The 22,288-nt window shown below is 70.7% G+C and carries 17 protein-coding genes; 11 read left to right on the forward strand and 6 right to left on the reverse strand.

Going from position 1 to position 22,288, the window contains the following annotated elements; all coding sequences use genetic code 11:
• The first annotated feature begins 193 nt into the window (after positions 1-193).
• Positions 194-1,342 carry a CapA family protein gene (locus SAVERM_RS37450; protein ID WP_010988688.1) on the forward strand — a complete coding sequence of 383 codons (1,149 nt, stop codon included), beginning with the start codon at positions 194-196 and terminating at the stop codon, positions 1,340-1,342.
• Here SAVERM_RS37450 and SAVERM_RS37455 read toward each other — a convergent pair.
• Both SAVERM_RS37455 and SAVERM_RS37460 read right to left on the reverse strand, forming a co-directional pair.
• Entirely contained in the window at positions 1,329-2,747 is a 1,419-nt protein-coding gene (locus SAVERM_RS37455; protein ID WP_010988689.1) for an amino acid permease, read from the reverse strand. The genes SAVERM_RS37450 and SAVERM_RS37455 overlap by 14 nt on opposite strands.
• Before the next feature lie 162 nt (positions 2,748-2,909).
• The gene (locus tag SAVERM_RS37460; RefSeq protein WP_010988690.1) at positions 2,910-3,371 is read right to left on the reverse strand and encodes a universal stress protein; all 462 of its coding nucleotides are present in this window, start codon (positions 3,369-3,371) and stop codon (positions 2,910-2,912) included.
• 171 nt (positions 3,372-3,542) lie between these two features.
• On the opposite strand from SAVERM_RS37460, the gene lysX reads away from it, so the two are divergent.
• Positions 3,543-6,824 carry a bifunctional lysylphosphatidylglycerol synthetase/lysine--tRNA ligase LysX gene (lysX, locus tag SAVERM_RS37465; RefSeq protein ID WP_010988691.1) on the forward strand — a complete coding sequence of 1,094 codons (3,282 nt, stop codon included), beginning with the start codon at positions 3,543-3,545 and terminating at the stop codon, positions 6,822-6,824.
• 158 nt (positions 6,825-6,982) lie between these two features.
• Positions 6,983-7,831: a polysaccharide deacetylase family protein gene (locus SAVERM_RS37470; protein WP_010988692.1), complete on the forward strand. Its 849-nt coding sequence runs from the start codon at positions 6,983-6,985 to the stop codon at positions 7,829-7,831.
• A 29-nt stretch (positions 7,832-7,860) separates the two neighbouring features.
• On the opposite strand, the gene SAVERM_RS37475 is transcribed toward SAVERM_RS37470, so the two are convergent.
• Complete coding sequence (locus SAVERM_RS37475; protein WP_037647090.1) at positions 7,861-8,526, reverse strand: class F sortase; 666 nt, start codon at positions 8,524-8,526, stop codon at positions 7,861-7,863.
• 333 nt (positions 8,527-8,859) lie between these two features.
• On the opposite strand from SAVERM_RS37475, the gene SAVERM_RS43495 reads away from it, so the two are divergent.
• Entirely contained in the window at positions 8,860-10,080 is a 1,221-nt protein-coding gene (locus SAVERM_RS43495) for a hypothetical protein (protein ID WP_010988694.1), read from the forward strand.
• Positions 10,081-10,241: 161 nt separating this feature from the next.
• Here SAVERM_RS43495 and SAVERM_RS37485 read toward each other — a convergent pair whose 3' ends face one another.
• Positions 10,242-11,006: a bestrophin-like domain gene (locus tag SAVERM_RS37485; protein ID WP_010988695.1), complete on the reverse strand. Its 765-nt coding sequence runs from the start codon at positions 11,004-11,006 to the stop codon at positions 10,242-10,244.
• Between the two features lie 16 nt (positions 11,007-11,022).
• Positions 11,023-11,151 (reverse strand): hypothetical protein, encoded by a 129-nt coding sequence (locus tag SAVERM_RS45415; RefSeq protein WP_037647093.1) that lies wholly within the window; start codon positions 11,149-11,151, stop codon positions 11,023-11,025.
• A gap of 751 nt (positions 11,152-11,902) precedes the next feature.
• On the opposite strand from SAVERM_RS45415, the gene SAVERM_RS37490 reads away from it, so the two are divergent.
• From SAVERM_RS37490 to SAVERM_RS37505, 4 genes are all read left to right on the forward strand, one after another.
• Complete coding sequence (locus tag SAVERM_RS37490; protein WP_010988697.1) at positions 11,903-12,856, forward strand: SCO0930 family lipoprotein; 954 nt, start codon at positions 11,903-11,905, stop codon at positions 12,854-12,856.
• Positions 12,857-13,203: 347 nt separating this feature from the next.
• Positions 13,204-14,016, forward strand: coding sequence for an SAM-dependent methyltransferase (locus SAVERM_RS37495; protein ID WP_010988698.1), 813 nt, complete (start codon positions 13,204-13,206; stop codon positions 14,014-14,016).
• Positions 14,013-16,166 carry a putative bifunctional diguanylate cyclase/phosphodiesterase gene (locus SAVERM_RS37500; RefSeq protein WP_010988699.1) on the forward strand — a complete coding sequence of 718 codons (2,154 nt, stop codon included), beginning with the start codon at positions 14,013-14,015 and terminating at the stop codon, positions 16,164-16,166. Before SAVERM_RS37495 ends, SAVERM_RS37500 begins: the two co-directional genes overlap by 4 nt.
• Positions 16,167-16,684: 518 nt before the next feature.
• Positions 16,685-17,464 carry an oxidoreductase gene (locus SAVERM_RS37505; protein ID WP_010988700.1) on the forward strand — a complete coding sequence of 260 codons (780 nt, stop codon included), beginning with the start codon at positions 16,685-16,687 and terminating at the stop codon, positions 17,462-17,464.
• A gap of 99 nt (positions 17,465-17,563) precedes the next feature.
• On the opposite strand, the gene SAVERM_RS37510 is transcribed toward SAVERM_RS37505, so the two are convergent.
• The gene (locus SAVERM_RS37510) at positions 17,564-18,448 is read right to left on the reverse strand and encodes a LysR family transcriptional regulator (RefSeq protein ID WP_037647207.1); all 885 of its coding nucleotides are present in this window, start codon (positions 18,446-18,448) and stop codon (positions 17,564-17,566) included.
• 120 nt (positions 18,449-18,568) lie between these two features.
• Here SAVERM_RS37510 and SAVERM_RS37515 point away from each other — a divergent pair, with 120 nt between their 5' ends.
• From SAVERM_RS37515 to SAVERM_RS37525, 3 genes are read left to right on the forward strand one after another with little or no spacing between them, the layout of a single operon-like run.
• Positions 18,569-19,240: a succinate dehydrogenase gene (locus tag SAVERM_RS37515; protein ID WP_037647097.1), complete on the forward strand. Its 672-nt coding sequence runs from the start codon at positions 18,569-18,571 to the stop codon at positions 19,238-19,240.
• Between the two features lie 3 nt (positions 19,241-19,243).
• A complete protein-coding gene (locus SAVERM_RS37520; protein WP_010988703.1) occupies positions 19,244-21,193 on the forward strand; it encodes a fumarate reductase/succinate dehydrogenase flavoprotein subunit in 1,950 nt (649 codons plus the stop codon).
• Positions 21,190-21,939, forward strand: a complete 750-nt coding sequence (locus tag SAVERM_RS37525; RefSeq protein ID WP_010988704.1) for a succinate dehydrogenase/fumarate reductase iron-sulfur subunit — start codon at positions 21,190-21,192, stop codon at positions 21,937-21,939. Before SAVERM_RS37520 ends, SAVERM_RS37525 begins: the two co-directional genes overlap by 4 nt.
• Positions 21,940-22,288 lie beyond the last annotated feature (349 nt).

Here is a 22,288-nt window from a genome sequence, read left to right on the forward strand (position 1 = left end):
AACGGTCCGGCCGCCGCCGGACGTGACGCCGTTGCGGTGACGTGGACGGTGCCGCGGCGACTCGGGCGGTGCGGCTGCTTGACTCCCGGCAAGGCGCGCAGGTGGATTCACATCAGTTCATATGAACATCAGAACCATCGGACCCACCGGAACCGATCGGGACTGCCGGAACCAGCCGCATCGGAGCGAGTCGATGACACCACACGCCCGCCGGGCCGCCGCGGCCCTGACCGCCGCCCTGCTGACCGCCGGCGCGGCCTGCCAGGCCCACGACCCGTCGTCACGGCAAGCGGGCGGGCCCGCGGCCGCGCCCGCGACCCGTGGCTTCACCCTCGTCGCGTCCGGCGACGTCCTGCCGCACGCCCCGGTCATCGAGCAGGCGAAGGCCGACGCGGGCGGCATCGGCTACGACTTCCGCCCCATGCTCGCGGCTGCCGAACCCGTCGTGTCCCGGGCCGACGTGGCGATCTGCCATCTGGAGACGGTGTTCGGCGAGGACGGCGACTACTCCGGCTATTCCGCCTTCGTGTCGCCGCCGCAGGTCGCCCTGGGCCTCGCTGCCATCGGATACGACGGCTGCTCCACGGCCTCGAACCATGCCCTCGACTACGACACAGCCGGCATCCACAGCACCCTGAACGCCCTCGACCGGGCCGGCGTGCAGCACACGGGCTCGGCACGCCTGGCGCCGGAGGCGGCCGCCCCGGCCATGTTCCACGCCGACGGCGCCCAGGTCGCCCACCTGGCGTACACCCACGACATCAACGGCCGTCCGCTCCCCGCAGGAGAACCCTGGGCCGTCAACCTGATCGACCGGGACCGGATCGTCGCGGACGCCCGGGCCGCCCGGGCGGCGGGCGCCGACGTGGTCGTCGTATCCCTGGGCTGGGGCACCGAGTGGCAGGACGAGCCCGACGCGCAGCAGCTTCGGCTGAGCAGGGAACTGACCGCGTCGCAGACGAAGGGCCGCCCCGACATCGACCTGATCCTCGGCACCCGCGCCCACGTCCCCCAGCCGTACGAGAAGGTCAACGGCACCTGGGTGGTCTACGGCCTGGGCGACCAGATCGCCGGGGAGATGGCCAACCGGGAAGGCTTCCGCGACCCGCGCGGACAGGAGAGCACCATCGGCCGCTTCACCTTCGCCCCGCCCGCCCGCGCGGGAGAGCGCTGGCAGGTGACGAAGGCCGAGTTCATTCCGCAGCGATTCGACCTCGGCCGGGTCGTGGACCTCAACGCCGCGATCGCGCAGGGCGCCGGGACGGCACCCGTACGCGACCGGATCCGCGACGTCGTGCTGCGCCGGGGGGCCGCCAAGGACGGCCTCGTCATGGGGAGTTGACGCCCTTGGCCAGTTCCGAGCGCTTGTACGAGTAGCCGAAGTAGATGACCAGGCCGATCACGAGCCACACGCCGAACCGCACCCACGTCCGCCACTGCAGAAACGTGATCAGCCAGATCGAGAAGATCACCCCCAGCGCCGGGACGTACGGCATCCACGGTGTGCGGAAGGTGCGCGGCAGATCCGGCTGCCGGTAACGCAGCACGATCACCGCGACACACACCACGACGAACGCCAGCAGGATCCCGATGTTGGTGAGTTCGGCCGCCTGGCCGATCGGCAGGAACCCGGCGATGGCGGCCGACGCGAACCCCACGATCCAGGTCACCCGGGTCGGCACGTGCCGCGTCGGATGCGTCTTGGCGAACCACTTGGGCAGCAGTCCGTCGCGGCTCATGCTGAACCAGACACGCGTGACGCCCAGCATGAACGTGAACATCACGGTGAGGATGCCGATGATCGCGCCGACCGCGATCACGTCCGCGAGACCGCCGAGACCCACCGACTTGAACGCCGTCGAGAAGCCGCTCTCCTTGTCGATGTCCTTGTAGTTCTGCATGCCGGTCAGGACCAGACAGGCGGCCACGTACAGCACCATCGAGATGGCCAGCGAGTAGATGATCGCCTTCGGCATGTGGCGCTGCGCGTCCTTCGACTCCTCGGCCGCCGTCGACATCGCGTCATAGCCGAAGACCGCGAAGAACACGGTCGCCGCGCCCGTGAACGCCCCGCCGACCCCGTACGGGAAGAAGGGGTGGTAGTTGCCCGTGTCGATGTGGAAGACACCGACACCGATCACCAGCAGCACGACCAGGACCTTCAGAGCGACCACGACCGTCTCGAACCGGGCCGCGCTCTTGATGCCGAGGTTCAGCAGATACGCGATGAGCAGGCACAGGATCGCCGCGAACAGGTCGACCCGGTGCCCGCCGCCCGTGCCCGGCGCGCCCAGCATCCACGCCGGCAGATCGGCGCCCAGCTCGCCGACCAGGAAGCCGAAGTACCCGGAGATGCCGATCGCGACCACCGCCACGATCGCCGTGTACTCCAGGAGCAGGTCCCAGCCGATGAACCAGCCCGCGAGCTCGCCGAGCACCGCGTAGCCGTAGGTGTACGCCGAGCCCGCCTTCGGGATGAGGCCCGCGAACTCCGCGTACGACAGCGCGGCCGCGGCGCTCGCGAAGCCCGCGATGAGGAACGAGACGAGAACAGCCGGGCCGGCCGTACCGTTCGCGACCGTCCCGGCGAGGGTGAAGATGCCGGCGCCGATGATGCCGCCGACCCCGATCGCGGTCAGCTGCCACAGCCCGAGTGTCCGCTCGAGCTGTGTGCCGGCCTCCGTCTCCTCGATCTGTTCGATGGGTTTGCGGCGGAGAACACCCTCACCCATTCGGATCCCGGCCATGAGCCTCACCTCTTCGCAGACGGCAATCGGCTGACGGCGGATCATGATGGCCCAGGGACAGCGGGGACGGAAGATGCCACGCACGGCATGGCCGACGGCGGGTGCGTTCCGGCCGCGTCCGGCGCTCTCCCGCGCACCGCGCCGAGGGTGCCCGTCCGCGGGCTACGGCACGACCGTGACCGGCCAGCGCCCCGCCTTGACCAGGCGGACCGCCACGGACCCGACGATCCGGTGCCCCGCCTGCTCGGAGGCGCCCACCACGACCGCGTCCGCCTTCAGTTCGTCCGCCGCCGTCACCAGGCCGTTGTAGGGGTCGCCGCGGAAGGTGTGGAACTCCCAGCGCACCTCGAATATGTCCTTGACCCGCTCGGTCGCGTCACGGATGTACTGGACCAGGTCCGCCGCGATCTCGTCGGTGGTGTCGGCGACCGGAACCCCGAGCGCCGCTCCCGCCGCCATCACCGGCTGCACGTACACGACGGCGAGCAGCGCGTGCTGCCGTCTGGCCAGGCCGGCGGCATACGCCGCCGCGTGGAGCGAGGAGTCGGAGCCGTCCACCCCGACGAGGATCACCTTGGGACCGTCCGTGCCACGCTCGAACTGGTGGGAGTGCTGTTCCGTCACGGCTGTGAGGCTATCGGAAGCGGCAGGTCCCGAGCCGGGCGGGAGCCCGCGGAGCCGTCTCGGCGACGGGTGGGGGCAGGACCGTGGCGGGAAGGGCGGGACCGGCGCCCGAGAGGCGGGGTCGCGGCGCTCGACGGGCGGGGCGGGCCCGGTCTTCCTACAGTCGAAACCATGAGTGCCACCGTGGAGGCCGCCGGACCCGGGCACGCCACCGGCCCGACACGGCCGTCCTGGGGCGGCTTCCTCAGCAAGGTGCCCGAGGGCTTCGCGACCTTCTTCGGCGCCCTCGGCCTCCTGTGCGTCCTGCTGGCCTTCATCGCGCCGCTGCGCCGTCTGCTGGGCCCGTTCGTGCGCGACCTCGACAGGTTCGTGGTCCCGGTCAGCGCCAACCTCGCCTACGGCGTCTTCCTCTTCCTGCTCGCCGCCGCGACCGCCGCCCGCAAGAAGGTCACCTGGTGGCTCGTGGTCGTCTACCTCGGCCTGGTGACCCTCGACGACCTGCTCGGCCTCGCCCTCGGCCACTACGCCGAGTCGGTCGTCTCGCTGATCGTGTGCTCACTCGCGCTGGCGCTGCTGATCGCGGCCCGCAAGGAGTTCTACGCGGCCTCCCGGCGCGGCGCCGCGTGGCGGGCCCTCGCCGTGCTGTTCGCCGGGCTCGGTGTGGCGATCCTGGTCGGGTGGGGCCTGGTCGAACTCTTCCCCGGCACGCTGCCGCGCGACCAGCGGCTGCTGTGGGCGGCCGACCGGGTCTGCGGCGGACTGGTGTCCGGACGCCGGTTCGACGGACGCACACCACGCCCCGTGTCCTTCCTCCTCGGCCTGTTCGGCGCACTCGCCCTGCTCAACGCCGCCGCCACCCTCTTCCGCTCCCAGCGCATGGAGTCGGCCCTGCACGGCGACGAGGAGCCGCGCATCCGCGCCCTGCTCGGGGCGTACGGCGCCGACGACTCCCTCGGCTACTTCGCCACCCGCCGGGACAAGGCCGTCGTCTTCTCGCCCAGCGGCAAGGCCGCCGTCACCTACCGGGTCGAGGCCGGTGTCTGCCTGGCCAGCGGGGACCCGGTCGGCGACCGCGAGGCCTGGCCGCACGCCATCGACGCCTGGCTCGACGTGGCCCGCCGCCACGCCTGGGCGCCCGCCGTCATGGGCGCCTCGGAAGAGGGCGCCAAGGCGTTCGCCCGCTCCGGACTCGGCGCGCTCCAACTGGGCGACGAGGCGATCCTGAACACCGCCGACTTCGATCTCGACGGCCGCGACATGCGGGTGACCAGGCAGGCCGTCAACCGCGTGCGGCGCACCGGCGCCACCTGCCGGGTACGCCGGCACTCCACCCTCAGCGACGAGGAGATGGAGGAGGTCGTCGGCCGGGCCGACGCCTGGCGGGACACCGAGACCGAACGGGGCTTCTCGATGGCCCTGGACCGGCTCGGCGACCCCGCGGACGGCGACTGCCTCCTCGTCGAGGCCCTGGGAGAGGACGGAAAACTCCTCGCCCTGCTCTCCTTCGTGCCCTGGGGCGGGGACGGCGTCTCCCTCGACCTGATGCGCCGTGACCGTGCCGCGCCCAACGGAGTGATGGAGTTCATGGTCGCCGAGCTGTGTGCCGTGGCCGGACGGACGGGCATACGCCGGATCTCGCTGAACTTCGCGGTGTTCCGCTCGGTGTTCGAGGAGGGCGCCCGTATCGGTGCCGGGCCGGTCCTGCGTCTGTGGCGCCGACTGCTGCTCTTCTTCTCGAGATGGTGGCAGCTGGAGGCCCTGTACCGCTCCAACGCCAAGTACCACCCGCAGTGGTACCCGCGCTTCATCTGCTACGGCGACACCGCCTCCCTCGCCCGGATCGGACTGGCGTCGGGCATCGCCGAGGGCTTCGTCTCCGTGCCCTCGCTGCGCAAGCTGTGGGGCAAGGGCCACTCCAAGGGGATCACCGAGCCGACGACGACCGAGGGTCTGCCGTCGCTGTCGGCGCTCGGCCTCGACAAGGGCGACGAGACCGGGCCGGGCGCGCCGGGACTGCCCGAACAGGTCCGGGTGCGCCTGAGCAAGCTCGACCGGCTGCGCGCGGACGGCACCGACCCCTACCCCGTGGGCATCCCACCGCGCACCCACACCCTCGCCCGGGCCCGTGGCTCTCCGGCGGGCGAGCAGGTCACCGTCGCGGGCCGCGTCATGCTCGTACGCGACTTCGGCGGCATCGTCTTCGCCGTGCTGCGCGACTGGTCGGGTGATCTGCAGCTCGCCCTCACCCGATCCGGGTCCGGGCCCGCGCTCGACCGGTTCGGCAAGGACGCCGACATCGGCGACCACATCACCGCCACCGGCCGGACCGGCACCAGCGACCGCGGCGAGCCGACGGTCTTCGTCACGGACTGGCAGCTCACCGGCAAATGCCTGCGCCCGCTGCCCGACAAGCACCGAGGCCTCGCCGACCCCGAGGCCAAGGTGCGCCGCCGCTATCTCGACCTGGTGGCGAGCCCCGACGCCCGCGCGGTCGTACGGGCCCGCTCCACCGCCGTCCAGGCGCTGCGCCAGGGGCTCCTCGACCGCGGCTATCTGGAGGTCGAGACGCCGATGCTCCAGCAGATCCACGGCGGCGCGAACGCCCGGCCCTTCACCACCCACATCAACGCCTACGACCTCGACCTGTATCTGCGCATCGCCCCCGAGCTCTACCTGAAGCGGCTGTGCGTCGGCGGTCTGGAGAAGGTCTTCGAAATGGGGCGCACCTTCCGCAACGAAGGCGTCTCCTACAAGCACAACCCCGAGTTCACGATGCTGGAGGCCTATCAGGCGTTCGCCGACTACGACGTGATGCTCGACCTCACCCGCGAACTGATCCAGGGCGCGGCCACCGCGGCCTTCGGGGGACCGGTCGCCCGCAAGAACGGCACCGAGCACGACATCTCCGGACCGTGGCCGGTGAAGACGGTGTACGGCGCGATCTCCGAGGCACTGGGGGAGGAGCTGGACGCCGGGACGAGCCTTGAGGCCCTGCACCGGCACTGCGACCGGGCGGGCGTGCCGTACACCGCGGACGACGGCCGTGGTGACGTGGTCCTGGAGATGTACGAGCGGCTGGTCGAGGAGAGGACCGGACTGCCCACCTTCTACAAGGACTTCCCGACCGACGTCTCCCCGCTCACCCGGCAGCACCGCGCCGATCCGCGCCTGGCCGAACGCTGGGACCTGGTCGCCTTCGGTACCGAACTGGGCACCGCCTACTCGGAGTTGACCGACCCGATGGAGCAGCGCAGACGGCTGACGGCGCAGTCCCTGCTGGCCGCCGGGGGAGACCCCGAGGCGATGGAGCTGGACGAGGACTTCCTCGACGCGCTGGAGTACGCGATGCCACCCACCGGCGGCCTCGGCATCGGCGTGGACCGGCTCGTCATGTTCCTCACGGGCCTCACGATCCGGGAGACCCTGCCGTTCCCACTGGTACGCCGCCGCTGAGCCGGTGCGGTCGGCTCCGCCGACTCGGCACAGGACGGGCTCCGCCCACTCGGCTCGTTCGGCACTTCGCCGGGCGGATGGTCCCAACGGGTGCTTTCCCGCGCCCGTCCCGGTGTTGCGCGGCGGGGGCGCCTCTCGTCCGGGCGACTGATGAAATCATGAAAAAGGATCAGCTGCTCACGCGGCGCCGGGCGTTGCTCGCCGGTGCCGCTGTCCTGGGCGCGGCCGGGGCGGCAGGCACGGCCCGGCTGCTCACCGCCGACGAGCCGGCCGGGAGCCCGGTGCGGAACACCGCCCCCGTCGCGGGCCCACCGGTGCGCCGCGCGCTCAAGCCCTCCGCCTACCGTCTGCGGCCCCTCACCGGTTATGGCCCGCCACGCAGCGCGCCCGCGCGGACCGTCGTCCGGCACGAGCCGTTCCTGCGCATCTCCGGGCGCGGCCGCAGCATGGTGCTGACCTTCGACGACGGCCCCGATCCGCGCTACACCCCGGACATCCTGCGCACCCTGCGCGAGTACGACGTACGCGCGATGTTCTTCGTGTGCGGGGAGATGGCCGTCGACAACAAGGACCTGCTGAGTGAGATGGCCGACGACGGGCACGTCGTCGGCAACCACACCTGGACGCACCCCCGGCTCACCGAGCTGTCGCGGTCCGGGATCCGCTCCGAGATGGAACGCACCAGCGAGGTCATCGAGCAGGCGTACGGCGAGCCGCCGCAGTGGTTCCGCGCGCCGTACGGTGTCTGGAACCGGGCGGCCTTCCAGCTCGGGGCCGACCTGGGCATGGAGCCGCTGGCCTGGACGGTCGACTCGCTCGACTGGACGACCCCGGGCACCCGCACCATCGTGAACCGGGTGGAGGACGGTGCCGCCCCCGGCGTCGTCGTGCTCTCCCACGACGCCGGCGGCGATCGCTCGCAGAGTGTGCGGGCGCTGCGCGACTATCTGCCCGCGCTGCTGGATTCCGGCTATCACCTCACGGTGCCCCGACGGCAGTTCGCATAACGCGGGAGGCCCGCCCGGCCGGGGAACGCTCAGCGGACCTCGACCAGGCGGGCGAACACCACCACGTTCCCGTCATAGCCGTTCTGCTTGGTGAAGCCTCCTCCGCAGGTGATGACGCGCAGCTCCGGGGCGCCCTTGCTCGCGTAGACGCGGTCGCTGGGAAAGCTGCTCTTCGCGAAGACCTCGACTCCGTAGATCTCGAACACGGCGACCTTGTCGTCCTTGCGCTCGACCTCGACCCGGTTGCCCTTCTTCAGCGCCCCCAGGCCGTAGAAGACGGCCGGGCCCTTCATGTTGTCCACATGGCCCACGACCACCGCAGTCCCGTTCTCACCGGGCGAGACCGCGCCGGTGAACCAGCCGGCGAGATTCGGGTCGTCGGGCGACGGTGCGTCCACCCAGCCGGACATGTCGAGACCCACCGGAGTGACGGGGGCGTCGACCTGGATCGCCGGAATGCGAACGCGTCGGGCCGCGGAGTACGGCAGGGGCCGGGGCAGCTTGGCGGTGGGGGGCTTCGGGGTGCTGCGGCTGTCCGCGGCCGCCGCCGTCGCCGGCTGCGGGGGGCCCACGTCGAACTCCCCCGAACCATTCCGAATGAGAGCGAGGCCGGTCAGCAGAACAAGCGCTATCACGCCCCACGGGGCCCGCTTCCTCCGCCGCTCCTCCTCTTCGGCCAGCTCGGACACGGACATTCGCAATCCCCTCTCGACGTGGCCGTCGCCATGTCCGTCGCGCATATGAGCACACTAATCGCAGCGAGCCCCGAGAGCGACGAGGCACGGGCGAACGGGGGGCGCGGAACCTCTGTGGTGAGCCATCCGAGTTGCCGCGGGGCGGAAAACTTCTGACAGTCCGTGACCTGCGGCAATAACCGATTGCGCGGAATCCGCCCGGCGTGTCCTCTCACCAGGACGGACCATTCTCGAAATGCGGCCCTGTCCCCGGCGTCTGAGGGTCTATCTGGAGGCGCTTTCTCGCCGATCGACCGGGGACGGGTCCCGGGGGCGTCTTTCGCGGAGGATCACATGCGTACTTCTCGTGCCCTGGCGGCCGGTGCCGCCGTGGCCCTGGCCGTCGGGCTCGCCGCCCCCACGGCCGCGGCCTTGAGCGACCCGAGCAATATCGTCGCCCTGTCCAGAGTCATCGCGCGGGGCGGGCAGCTGACGATCACCGTGGAAGGGTCCAGGTGCCAGGTCAACGGCAGCACGGTCTCCTCGCCGGTCTTCCCGACGACCCGGCTGAGCCCCGCGGGGCACAACTCGGCGAGCGCCCGCGTCACCATCGACCGCAACGCGCGCCCGGGCTCGTACGGGATTACGGCCCGCTGCGGCAATGGCACCGGAGTCGTGAACGGCGCTAACGGCGGGCCCGGTAACGGGGTCGGGAACGGGAACGGGAACGGGCTCGGCAACGGATTCGGCAACGGGTTCGGCAACGGGTTCGGCAACGGATTTGGGAACGGGCTCGGCAACGGGTTCGGGAACGGATTCGGCAACGGGTTCGGGAACGGATTCGGCAACGGGTTCGGCAACGGTAACGGAGTCGGGAACTGCAACGGCTTCGGGAACTGCAACGGAGTCGGGAACGGCAACGGCTTCGGTAACGCGAACGGCAATGGGCTCGGGAACGGCAACGGTCACGGCAACGGCTTCGGGAACGGCAACGGCTTCGGGAACGGGAACGGGAACGGAATCGGGAACGGGAACGGCTTCGGGAACGGTAACGGCCTCGGGAACGGCAACGGTCACGGCAACGGCCTCGGGAACGGGAACGGATTCGGCAACGGCAACGGCAACGGACTCGGTAACGGATTCGGGAACGGCAACGGGCTCGGGAACGGTAACGGCAACGGATTCGGCAACGGCAATGGACTTGGTAACGGATTCGGTAATGGCAACGGGCTCGGTAATGGCAACGGCCTAGGGAACGGGAACGGGCTCGGCAACGGCAACGGCAACGGTCACGGCAACGGTCTCGGGAACGGCAACGGTCTTGGGAACGGCAACGGTCTCGGGAACGGTCACGGCACCGGACTTGGGAACGGCAACGGCAACGGCAACAACGCCCAGTCCCTGACCCGGCCCAACGCGTTCACCGTCATCGGCGGCGTCCGCGGCGGTCTCGGCGGTAGCAGCTCCATCGGCGCCACGCCCACCGACATGGCGATCGGCGGCGGACTCGTCGCGGCGGCCGTGATCGCCGGCGGGTTCTTCTGGATGCGCCGCCGGACCGAGAACAAGAGCTGACCGGTGGCCGCCGGCCCGACCGCCGGCCTTCTTCGGAGACCGCACGCGACAGCCCTCCGCCCTGGACCCTGACCGGATCCGGGCGGAAGGCTGTGCGGGGTGCGTCAGGCCTCGCCGTCGGCATTGCGGCGGCGCGCAAGGCGCCCGATGGTGAGGATCCGTCACCCGTGAAGGTGCGGGAAGAGCGCCAGGAAGGGCTCCGCGGAGGCCGCGACGCCCCGGCTGTAGGGCGCGTCGAAGTCCCAGATCAGGAAGAGCAGGAAGGCGATCAGGGCGGAGAACAGCCCGGCAAGGACCAGCTCCCGTTTCGTACGCCGGATCTGCAGGGCGAACACCATCCCGATGGTGACCACCGCACCCGTGATCAGCCCGAACCACACCACGCCCGGCATGGTCGCGCCCGTCGAGTCGGCGCGTGAGGCCCGGGCGGTGTCGGCCGCGGACACCTGGTCGACGAGCGGCTGATAGGCCTGAGCCTCGAAGTCCGTCTTCGGTTGGTAGTCGGTCACGTCCTGGCGGATGCGCTGGAAGAGCTCCGCGCCCCGGGCGGTCACCCGGCCCTTGTCCGCCATGGTCTTCCACTCGGTGGTGACGACCTGGCCGACATACGCGTTGACGTCGTCGCGGATGCGGTCGCGGACGTCGGGCGGGTAGACCCGCACCCGTTCGGAGATCTCGTGCAGCGCCTGGGCCTCCGTCTGCACGTGGTCCTGGGCGACGCTGCGCGCCTCCCAGACACCCGCGATGGCCAGGCCCAGGACGATGGCGTACACCACGCCGATCATCATCGTCATGTACTCGATCACGTCCGGGGTCTCGGACGGATCGTCGTCCTCGGCGGCCGTGCGATGCCGTACGAGGGTCACGATGACCACCACGACACAGGCGGCCGCCATCGCGAGGGCGAGAACAAGCCATTCCGACAAGGAGTGCCTCCAGGGATCAGCGCGGACGCAGCGCGGCGACGGCGAGCACCGCGGGCGCGGTGATGAGCAGGGCGAGGGTGACCAGCGGCGGGCCGCCGCGCGGTGGCCGCTGGTGCGCCGAGGCGTGGTACCGCGGATAGCTCACCGGGGACGCCTCGGGCGGCGGGCTCGGCCTCGGAGCGCGAGTCCGCGTGGGTGTCGGCGTGGGGGTGGGGGTGGGCGTCGGAGTGGGAGTCGGCCGCGGCGCCACGGCGACGGGCGGTGGCGGCGCCGGCCGGGGTGGCGGCGGGTCGGGTCTCGGCGTCGGTCTCGGCCGCTCGGTGGGCGTCGGGCTGGGAGTGGGCGTCGGGGTGGGAGCCGGTGGAGGTGGCGGTGGAGGTGGCGGTGGTGGCGGTGTGAGGGTGGGGGTCGGTGTCGGGCAGGGCGGGGGAGTCGACGGGACGGGGCAGCGGAGACCGTCGCCGGCGGCCGCCACCACCTCGATGCCGTCCGGGCCGGTCGAGACGTACGCGCAGGCGTCGGCGACCGCCGTCTCGGGCGGCACGCCCATGAGGATCCAGACCAACGCCACCAGGGCCAACACCCTTATGGCGACGGCGGATCGAGTCCGTTCGGGTCCATACACGACGGAGATCATGAGCCACGGCGCGCCCGTACAGGCCCGAGCCTCGGTGAATTGCTCCGAACGAAGGACATACCCCTATGCGTGGTTTGACCGACCGGGAGTGAGACGTCATGGCATGGGTACATCTGCGCGATCGATCCGGACGGGCGTCACAGGGTCCGGAAAGAAAGTTGCGATGCGCTTGAACACTTTGGCCGCCTCCGCACGTACCTATGGCCATAAGCGGCGCACTAGGACGCTGCAACACCCAGGCTAATTAACGGGAGTTGACATGAAGACCTCCTGGCGGAGCGCCTCACTCGTAGCGGCAGCTGCGGCCGTGCTGGCGCTCACGACGGCGTGCGGTCAGGAATCTGGCACCCAGTCGACAGGCAGTCAGAACGTGGGCGCAGCCGCGCCTGCCGCCGGTTACACCTCCAGCCCCGGTGCCGCTGCTGGATCCGGAAATGGTTACGGCGCGGATTCCAAGGAGGAGCAGAACTCGTCTTCCACGGAATCCGCAGGTCAGTTGACGGTTGCCGAGAACGTGAAGATCGGCAAGGTGATCACCGACGCCGCCGGTTTCACTCTCTACCGTTTCGACAAGGACACGGCGGAACCGCCGAAGTCCTCCTGTGACGGCGACTGCGCCAAGGCCTGGCCGCCGGTTCCCGCCGAGGGCGCCTCGGCCGCCACCGGCATCGACAAGGCTCTGCTCGGCGAGGTCACCCGGTCCGACGGCACCAAGCAGCTGACGGTGGCCGGCTGGCCGATGTACCGGTTCGCGAAGGACACCAAGGCCGGTGACACCAAGGGCCAGGGCGTGGGCGGCACGTGGTACGCCGCGGCGCCCGACGGCAAGAAGGCCTCGGCCACCGATCTGCCCGGACTCTCCGTCCGCAACGATCCCAAGCTCGGCGACATCGTCGTCGACAAGAACGGCAAGACGGTCTACCGCTTCCTGAAGGACCAGGCCTGGCCCACCCCCAAGTCGGCCTGCGTCGGCGCCTGCCTGGAGAAGTGGCCCGTCGTCGCGCCGGTCGCGGCGGACGACACCAAGGGCGTCCAGAAGAAGGGCCTGATGAACTTCGCCCGTCCGGACGGCGCCAAGCAGCAGACCATCAACTGCTGGCCCATCTACACCTTCTCCGGTGACAAGGCCGCCGGGGACACCAACGGACAGGGCGTGGGCGGCACTTGGTACGCCGTCGCGCCCGACGGAAAGCCGGTCGGCGCGCCGAAGTAGAGATCATCTCCCCAGGGTTGATCGCCTCACCCGAACGGCAACAGTCGCGGAAGGGAGGGGGACACCGAAGCAAGAGTGCCGGACGAACGGTACAGCGCGTACGACCCGGCCCGCCCCCTCCGCACCGCAACGGAGGGGGCGGGCCACTTCGGCGTTCCCGCGTTTCGCGGGGACGCACGGGACGTGTTCGAGAGGCGTCGGCGGAACGTCAACTCGGCACGTGACGGCGGCAATGAGCCTGAGCGGACGGTCAATTTCCGTTTTTGCTCGCTCCTTTGGCGGGCGATCAGTAGCCTCAGCTCGAACACTGGATCGTCTCAGCCGTCGCCTACGCCTTGGAGAGCTAGATGCAGCGTCCCGCCTGGGCCCCACGGAGCATCGACATCTCGGTGCCGAGCGTGTCCCGCATCTACGACTACTACCTGGGCGGTTCGCACAACTTCGAGGTCGACCGGGAGGCGGCCCGCAAGGCGATGGAGTTCATGCCGGGACTCCCGAAGATCATGCAGGCCAACCGGGCGTTCATGCGCCGCGCCGTGCGCTACGCGGTCGACGAGGGCATCACCCAGTTCCTCGACATCGGCTCCGGCATCCCCACCTTCGGAAACGTGCACGAGGTGGCGCAGGCGGCCGACCCCGGCGCCCGGGTCGTGTACGTCGACCACGACCCGGTGGCCGTGGCGCACAGCCAGGCCGTACTCGCGGGCACCGAGGGCGCGGACGTCGTCGCGGGCGATCTCCTCAAGCCCCGGGAGATCCTCGCGAGCCCCGAGGTGGAGGGGCTGATCGACCTGAACCGTCCGGTCGCGCTCCTCCTCGTTGCCATACTGCACTTCGTGGAGGACGCGGACGACCCGTACCGGGCAGTGGCCGAGCTGCGCGACGCACTCGCGCCGGGCAGCCTGCTCGTCGTCACGCATGCCTCGTACGAGGGAGTTCCGCTCCCTCAGGAGCGGGCCGAAGGCGCGGTCGACGTGTACAGGAACATCCGCAACCCACTGATCATGCGCTCGCGCGAACAGGTCGCGCGGTTCTTCGAGGGGTACGACATGGTGGAACCCGGACTGGTGCCGATGCCGAACTGGCGGCCCGACACGGCACCCGAGGACGAGGATCCGTATGCCTTCTCCGGATTCGCCGGCGTGGGGCACGCGGCGTGACCCCGGAGCCGGACGGACCGGAGGACAGACTGCGCAGGTTCGCGACGATCTGGAGCCGGGCGGTCTTCCCGGTGACCTCGACGCCGCTGACCCGTCCGGAGCTGGAGAACCGACTCCTGCCGCTCGCCCGGCGGTTGAGCGAGGCGCTGCGGGCCAGGGCGTTCGACGCGGCCGAGGCCAAGGCGGTCGGCGCCGCGCTGATCGACGCGCACTGCACCGACCCCGACGCGCTCAGCGCCACGCTCGACTGCGTCGACGCCTACCTGGTGCTCTACTGCGGCACCCCGGACGCGTCCCCCGGGGACCAGGAGGCCCTGCGCACCCGTGCCTCGCGGTTGCAGCACGCCATGGCGGCCGGCTTCGCGCAGGCGCTGCGGGAGCGGACGCTGGCCGAGCAGGAGGCCATCTCCGTCGCCGCGTTGCAGGCCCAAGGGGTGGTGGGGCAGGCGCTCCACGCGAGCGAGGCCCGCTTCCGCGCGGTCTTCGAGGGCGCGGCCATAGGCATTGGCATCGCCGACCTCGAAGGGAACATCCTCCAGATCAACGGCGCGCTGCTGCGTATGTTCGGCGGTTCCGAGCAGGCGGTGCGCGGCCGCAACGTCACCGACTGGACGCACCCCGACGACGCTCCACAGGTCTGGCGGCTGTACGAGGAGCTGGTCCGCGGCGAGCGCGAGCACTACCACGTCGAAAAGGCCTTCTACCGGCCCGACGGCACCGTCCTGTGGACCAACCTGACGGTGTCCCTGCTGCGTGACGCGGACGGCCGGCCCGAGTACCAGCTCGCGCTGATGGAGGACACCACCGAGCGCCGGCTGCTGAACCTCCGGCTGCGCTACGAGGCCACCCACGACGCGCTCACCGGACTGCCCAACCGCACCCTCTTCTTCGAGCGGCTGGAGAAGGCGCTGTCGGCGGGCGGGGGGCAGCGGTTCGGGCTGTGCTACCTCGACCTCGACGGCTTCAAGACCATCAACGACAGCCTCGGGCACGCGGCCGGGGACCGGCTGCTCGTCGAGGTCGCCGACCGGTTGCAGTCGTGCGCGACCGCGCCCGGCGAGATGGTCGCCCGGCTCGGCGGCGACGAGTTCGTCGCGCTGACCACCGGACCCGACACCGAGCGCGAGGTCGACGAACTCGCCGGGCGCATCATGAACGCGCTCGTCACCCCCATCAGCATCGACGGCCGGGAGCTGGCCGTGCGGGGCAGCATCGGCATCGTCGAGGGCCCGGCCGGGGAACGCGGTCCGGCGGAGGTGCTGCGCAGCGCCGACATCACCATGTACCGGGCCAAGTCGGCGGGTGGCAACCGCTTCGAGCTGGCCGACCCCGAGGCCGACGCCCGCGCCATCACCCGGCACGGTCTCACCACGGCACTGCCCGCGGCCCTGGACCGGAACGAGTTCTTCATCGAGTACCAGCCGCTGGTGCACCTCGGCGACGGCAGCGTCCGCGGTGCCGAGGCGCTGGTGCGCTGGCTGCATCCGCAGCACGGTGTGCTCGGCCCCGACCGCTTCATCCCGCTCGCCGAGCACACCGGGCTGATCGTGCCGCTGGGCCGCTGGGTCCTGGAGCAGTCGGTGCGGCAGGCCCGGGAGTGGCAGGAGCGGCACTGCGCAGAGGCGGCGGCCCCGCTGCGCATCAACGTCAATCTGTCACCGTGCCAGCTCACCCACCCCGGGCTGGTGTCCGACACGGTCGACATCCTGGAGCGGTCGGGTCTGGAACCTGGCGCGCTGTGCCTGGAGGTCACGGAGTCGGCGCTCATCGGGGCCGACGACGATCTGCTCAAACCCCTGCGCCGACTGGCCGAGATGGGCGTGGACATCGCCCTGGACGACTTCGGCACGGGCTACTCGAACCTCGCCAACCTGCGCCGGCTGCCGGTGAGCATTCTGAAGCTGGACCGTTCCTTCACCCAGGGCATGCAGCAGTACCCGGCGGACCCCGTCGACCTCAAGATCGTGGAGGGCATCGTCACCCTCGCGCACAGTCTCGACCTCGCGGTCACGGTCGAGGGCGTCGAAACCGGCGCGCAGGCCGAGCAGCTGCGGATACTGGGCTGCGACACGGCCCAGGGCTGGTACTACGCCCGGCCGGGACCGCCGGAGCGGTTGCACGAGCTGGCCCTGGTGGACGCCACCGGCTGACCTGCGGACGGGCCGGGGCATGACCCTCTGATGTGCTTTCCCCGGGGGCCGGGCTCCGGCACCGTGACCGTAGCCGAGGCCGGACCTCCCGGCCGCCGCGGCCCTCGCCACGACCGACGAGGCCCGCGGCGGCCGGACCCGCGTTCGACCGTGCCGTACATGTGGCTGTCGCCGTCGGCCACTCCTTTGGCGGACTGATCGCCCGGAAACTGCCGGGTGCCCCGCGAAGCGGCGCCGTCCGGTCTACCGGACGGCGGACCCGGTACCGGTACGGCCTCGTCGACGTGCGGGAGCCGGCCGAGGCCGACGCCCCGCACGAGCACCTCACCGTTCCCTCGCCGGGATCGCGGGCCGGGCCGGCCACACCGTCCCGGACGTCGTGACACGCTCGGTGTACAAGCTCTACGCAGACTCGCCGGCGGGCACCGAGCTCAAACACTTCCCGCGCCGCGGACCCGTCCCCGACGCCCGAAGCGTGCCGCCGCCAACGAATCCGCCGTGCGAAGGAGTCGAGAACCATGAGCAAGGAACTCGAGGGCCGGACCGCCGTGGTGACCGGCGCCAGCAAGGGCATCGGACTGGCCGTCGTGCAGGCGCTGGCCGGGGCGGGGGCGCAGGTCGTCGCCGGGTCCCGTACCACGTCCGAGGGCCTGGACGGGCTGGTCGAGGAGGGCTCCGTCACCTGGGTGCCCGTCGACCTCGCCGAGCCCGAGGGGGCCGGACGACTGGTCGGGGCGGCGGGCGGGCGCATCGACATCCTGGTCAACAACGTCGGCTCGGCACCGGCCCGCACCGGCGGGTTCCTGTCGGTGACCGACGAGGACTGGCACCGCACGGTCGACCTGAACCTGCTCACCGCCGTACGGGTCACCCGGGCCGCCCTGCCCCTGATGCTGGAGGCCGGCCAGGGCTCCGTGGTGACGATCAGCTCGGTCAACGCCACCCTGCCCGACCCGCTGGTGATCGACTACAGCGCGAGCAAGGCCGCCCTGGTGGCCTTCTCCAAGGCGCTGTCGAAGGAGGTCGGCCCGAAGGGCATCCGGGTCAACACGGTGAGCCCCGGTCCGGTGGAGACGGAACTGTGGCTCGGCGGCGACGGGGTGGCCGCCACGGTGTCGGCCGCCGCCGGGATCACCCCCGACGACGTGGTGGCACGGGCGGCGGGCGCGACGGTCACCGGCCGCTTCTCGCAGTCGGCCGAGGTCGCCGACCTGGTCCTGTTCCTCGCCGGGGACCGCGCCCGGAACATCACCGGCAGCGACCTGGTCATCGACGGCGGCTACATCCCGACGTGGTGACCGACGGCTGCCCTGCGCGTCCTATGTGCCCCACGTGCCCACCGCGCCCCGCCGTGGACCGGGACTGACTGAGGCCGACCAGTCGCGGCAGTCCGGCGCTCACCGTTCCAGCAGCATCCGCTGGAGCTCGCGGGCCGCCCGCGGCGGGGCCACGTCGCTGCGGTGGGCCAGGGCGATCGTACGGTGCAGACCGGGGCGGGCCAGCGGGGTCACCCGCAAACCCCGACCCGACCGCGTCGCCACCATGCGCGGCACGACCGCCACCCCCAGCCCCGCCCGTACGAAGCCCAGAACGGCGTCCATCTCGCCGCCCTCCACCGCGAAGTCCGGCTCGAAGCCCTCGGCACGGCACGCGGCGACGGTCAGTTCGCGCAGGTCGTAGCCGTGGCGGAACATCACCAGGCGCTCGCCCTCCAGATCGGGGATCCGCACCGTACGCCGGCCCCGGCCCGGTGCCGGGGCGTCCGGTGACGACACCACCACCAGATCCTCGCGCAGCAGCTCCACCGTCGTCAGCGCGGGCGACGGCGTAGGCAGGGGAAGCACGACCAGCGCGAGATCGAGCGCGCCGCGGGCGAGTTCCCGTACGAGATCGTGCGAGCCGCCCTCCTCGATCAGCAGCCGGATGCCGGGATAGCGGTCGTGGAAGGCGCGCAGCACGTCCGGGAGCAGGCCCGTGCACAGGCTCGGGGTCGCGCCGAGGCGGACGCGCCCGCTGCGCAGCTGGGCCAGTTCCTGCACCTCGTGCCGGGCGGTGTCCGCGTCGGCCAGGATGCGGCGGGCCAGCGGCAGCAGCGCCTCGCCCGCGTCGGTGAGCGTGATGTTCCCGCGCGCCCGCAGGAACAGATCCGCCCCCAGCTCCTTCTCGAGGGCCTTGATCTGCTGGGAGAGCGAGGGCTGTGCGACATGCACGAGGTCGGCGGCCCGGGTGAAGTGCCGGGTCTCGGCCACCGCCACGAAGTACTGGAGCTGTTGGAACTGCACCCACCCCACGATAGGGCATTCCTATGGAATCCAGCCGGACCATGTCTTGGACTGATCGGCATCCCGGCCCTAGCGTTCTGAGACATGGCTCTGGCAACACGGACGGACCGACGGTCGTCCATGGCACGCACCGTCTGGGACAGCTCCGTCGGCAAGAAAACGGTCATGGCGGTGAGCGGGCTCGTCATGCTGCTCTACCTGGTCGTCCACATGATCGGCAATCTGAAGATCTTCTTCGGATCCGGTGAGTTCAACCACTACGCCCACTGGCTGCGCACCCTCGGCGAGCCTTTCCTCCACTACGAGTGGGCGCTGTGGATCATCCGCGTGGCCCTCGTCGCCGCCGTCGTCGCCCACGCCACCGCCGCCTACCAGCTGAGCCGGCGCGACATCAGGGCGCGCCCCAGCAAGTACGTGCACCGGAAGGCGCGGGCCAGCTACGCCACGCGCACCATGCGCTGGGGCGGCGTCATCCTCGGCCTCTTCATCGTCTGGCACATCCTCGACCTGACGACGGGCTCCGTGCACCCGGGCGGATTCCAGTCCGGCCACCCGTACCAGAACGTGGTCGACACCTTCTCCACCTGGTACGGCAACATCATCTACATCGTCGCGATGCTCGCGCTCGGCCTGCACATCCGGCACGGCTTCTGGAGCGCCGCCCAGACGCTCGGCGCCGGCAGCCGCACCCGCGACCGCGCCCTCAAGACCGTCGCCAATGTTCTCGCGCTGCTGCTCACGGCGGGCTTCGTCGCCGTACCCGTGGGCGTCATGACCGGAGTGGTGAGCTGACCCATGCATTCCTACGCGGACTACGCGACCGGTGAGCCGGTCGTCGACAGCAAGGCCCCGCAGGGCCCGATCAACGAGCGGTGGGACACCCGCCGTTTCGAGGCCAAACTGGTCAACCCCGCCAACCGCCGCAAGCACACGGTGATCGTCGTCGGCACCGGCCTCGCGGGCGGCTCCGCCGGCGCCACGCTCGCCGAACAGGGCTACCACGTCGTCCAGTTCTGCTACCAGGACTCCCCGCGCCGCGCCCACTCGATCGCCGCGCAGGGCGGCATCAACGCGGCGAAGAACTACCGCAACGACGGCGACTCCGTCCACCGGCTGTTCTACGACACCGTCAAGGGCGGCGACTTCAGGGCGCGGGAGTCGAACGTCCACCGGCTCGCGCAGATCTCGGTCGAGATCATCGACCAGTGCGTGGCGCAGGGCGTGCCGTTCGCCCGGGAGTACGGCGGTCTGCTCGACACCCGCTCCTTCGGCGGCGTACAGGTCTCGCGCACCTTCTACGCCCGTGGTCAGACGGGTCAGCAACTGCTGCTCGGCGCGTACCAGGCGCTGTCGCGGCAGATCGCCGCGGGCAACATCGAGATGCATCCGCGCACCGAGATGCTCGACCTGATCGTCGTCGACGGACGGGCGCGCGGGATCGTGGCCAGGGATCTCATCACCGGCCGCATCGACACGTACTTCGCGGACGCGGTGGTGCTGGCCAGCGGTGGCTACGGCAATGTCTTCTACCTCTCGACGAACGCCATGAACTCCAACGCCACCGCCGTCTGGCGGGCGCACCGGCGCGGCGCCTACTTCGCCAACCCCTGCTTCACCCAGATCCACCCCACCTGTATCCCGCGCACCGGCGACCACCAGTCCAAGCTCACGCTGATGAGCGAGTCGCTGCGCAACGACGGCCGCATCTGGGTGCCGAAGGCGAAGGGCGACCAGCGGCCCGCGAACGAGATCCCCGAGGACGAGCGCGACTACTACCTGGAGCGCATCTACCCCTCCTTCGGCAACCTCGTACCGCGCGACATCGCCTCCCGCGCCGCGAAGAACGTCTGCGACGAGGGCAGGGGAGTGGGCCCCGGCGGGCAGGGCGTCTACCTGGACTTCGCCGACGCCATCAGGCGCATGGGCCGGGCGAAGGTCGAGGAGAAGTACGGCAACCTCTTCGACATGTACGCGCGGATCACCGCCGAGGACCCGTACACGGTCCCCATGCGGATCTACCCCGCCGTGCACTACACGATGGGCGGCCTCTGGGTCGACTACGACCTGCAGACCACGATCCCGGGCCTGTTCGCGATCGGCGAGGCCAACTTCTCGGACCACGGGGCGAACCGGCTGGGTGCCTCGGCCCTGATGCAGGGCCTCGCCGACGGCTACTTCGTGCTCCCCTCCACGATCAACGACTACCTCGCGCGCAACCCGCACCCCGAGGAGGTGACGGCCGAACACCCCGTCGTCCAGGAGATGCTGGCCGACACCGAGGACCGGCTGCGGTTGCTGCTCGCCGTCGACGGCGACCGCACCCCCGACTCCTTCCACCGCGAACTCGGCGAACTCATGTGGGAGTTCTGCGGCATGGCCCGCACCGAGAGCGGACTGCGCAAGGCGCTCGAACGCATCCCGCAGATCCGCGAGGAGTTCTGGCGGCGCATCAAGGTCCCCGGCGTCGGCGAGGAGTTCAACCAGTCCCTGGAGAAGGCCAACCGCATCGTCGACTACCTCGAACTCGCCGAGCTGATGTGCCTCGACGCACTGCACCGGTCCGAGTCCTGCGGTGGTCACTTCCGCGAGGAGTCCCAGACCCCGGACGGCGAGGCGGCCCGCAGGGACGAGGCGTTCTCGTACGCGGCCGCCTGGGAGTTCACCGACACCGGCGACGCGCCCGTCCTGCACAAGGAAGACCTCGTCTTCGAGTACGTCCACCCCACTCAGCGGAGCTACGCATGAAGCTCACCCTGCGCGTCTGGCGCCAGCAGAACGCCGACGCCGACGGAGCGATGTCCACCTACGAGGTGGACGACATCTCGGCCGACATGTCCTTCCTGGAGATGCTCGACACCCTCAACGAGGAGCTCATCCTCAAGGGCGAGGACCCCGTCGCCTTCGACCACGACTGCCGCGAGGGCATCTGCGGCGCGTGCTCGCTCGTCATCAACGGCGACGCCCACGGACCCGAGCGCACCACCACCTGCCAGCTCCACATGCGGTCCTTCGAGGACGGCGACACCATCGACATCGAACCGTGGCGCGCCTCGGCCTTCCCGGTCGTCAAGGACCTCGTCGTCGACCGGTCGGCCTTCGACCGGATCATCCAGGCCGGCGGCTACATCACCGCCCCGACCGGCGCCGCGCCCGAGGCCCACGCCACGGCCGTGCCCAAGCCGGACGCCGACTTCGCCTTCGAGCACGCCGAGTGCATCGGCTGCGGCGCCTGTGTGGCCGCCTGCCCGAACGGCGCGGCGATGCTGTTCACCTCGGCCAAGATCAACCACCTCAACGTGCTGCCGCAGGGCGCGCCCGAGCGCGAGACCCGCGTCCTCGACATGGTGACCCAGATGGACGAGGAGGGCTTCGGTGGCTGCACCCTCGCCGGAGAGTGCGCCACCGCCTGCCCGAAGGGCATCCCGCTGGTCTCCATCACCGGCATGAACAAGGAGTGGCTGCGGGCGACTCGTAAGGCGGCCAAGCGGTAGCACTTTGCTGGTAGGGCGGTGTCGGCCGCGGGTGCCCGGATGGTTGTCGGCCGCCGGTGGTACGGCGGTCGTCGGCCGCGGGCCCGCTGTGGCCGGCCGCGCGGTTCCCCGCGCCCCTGGTCGGGGCGCTCGTTCACCGAACGTTCGCCGGAAAGTGCGGACGGGCGGGGCCGGGAGTGGTGCTCATCCCCGGTCCCGCCAGGCACCCCTGGCATTCAACAACCTCACACCCCGCCTCTCTTCGCGGGTCACGCGCCGGTCAGCCGGCATCGGAAGAACAGGAGCGGGCAGGCCGTACCCCACCGGTCTGCTTGCCCCGGGCTCTCACCTGCGTTCGAGCAGGGGGCGC

The organism is Streptomyces avermitilis MA-4680 = NBRC 14893 (assembly GCF_000009765.2).
In the GTDB taxonomy this organism is placed as follows: Bacteria; Actinomycetota; Actinomycetes; order Streptomycetales; family Streptomycetaceae; genus Streptomyces; species Streptomyces avermitilis.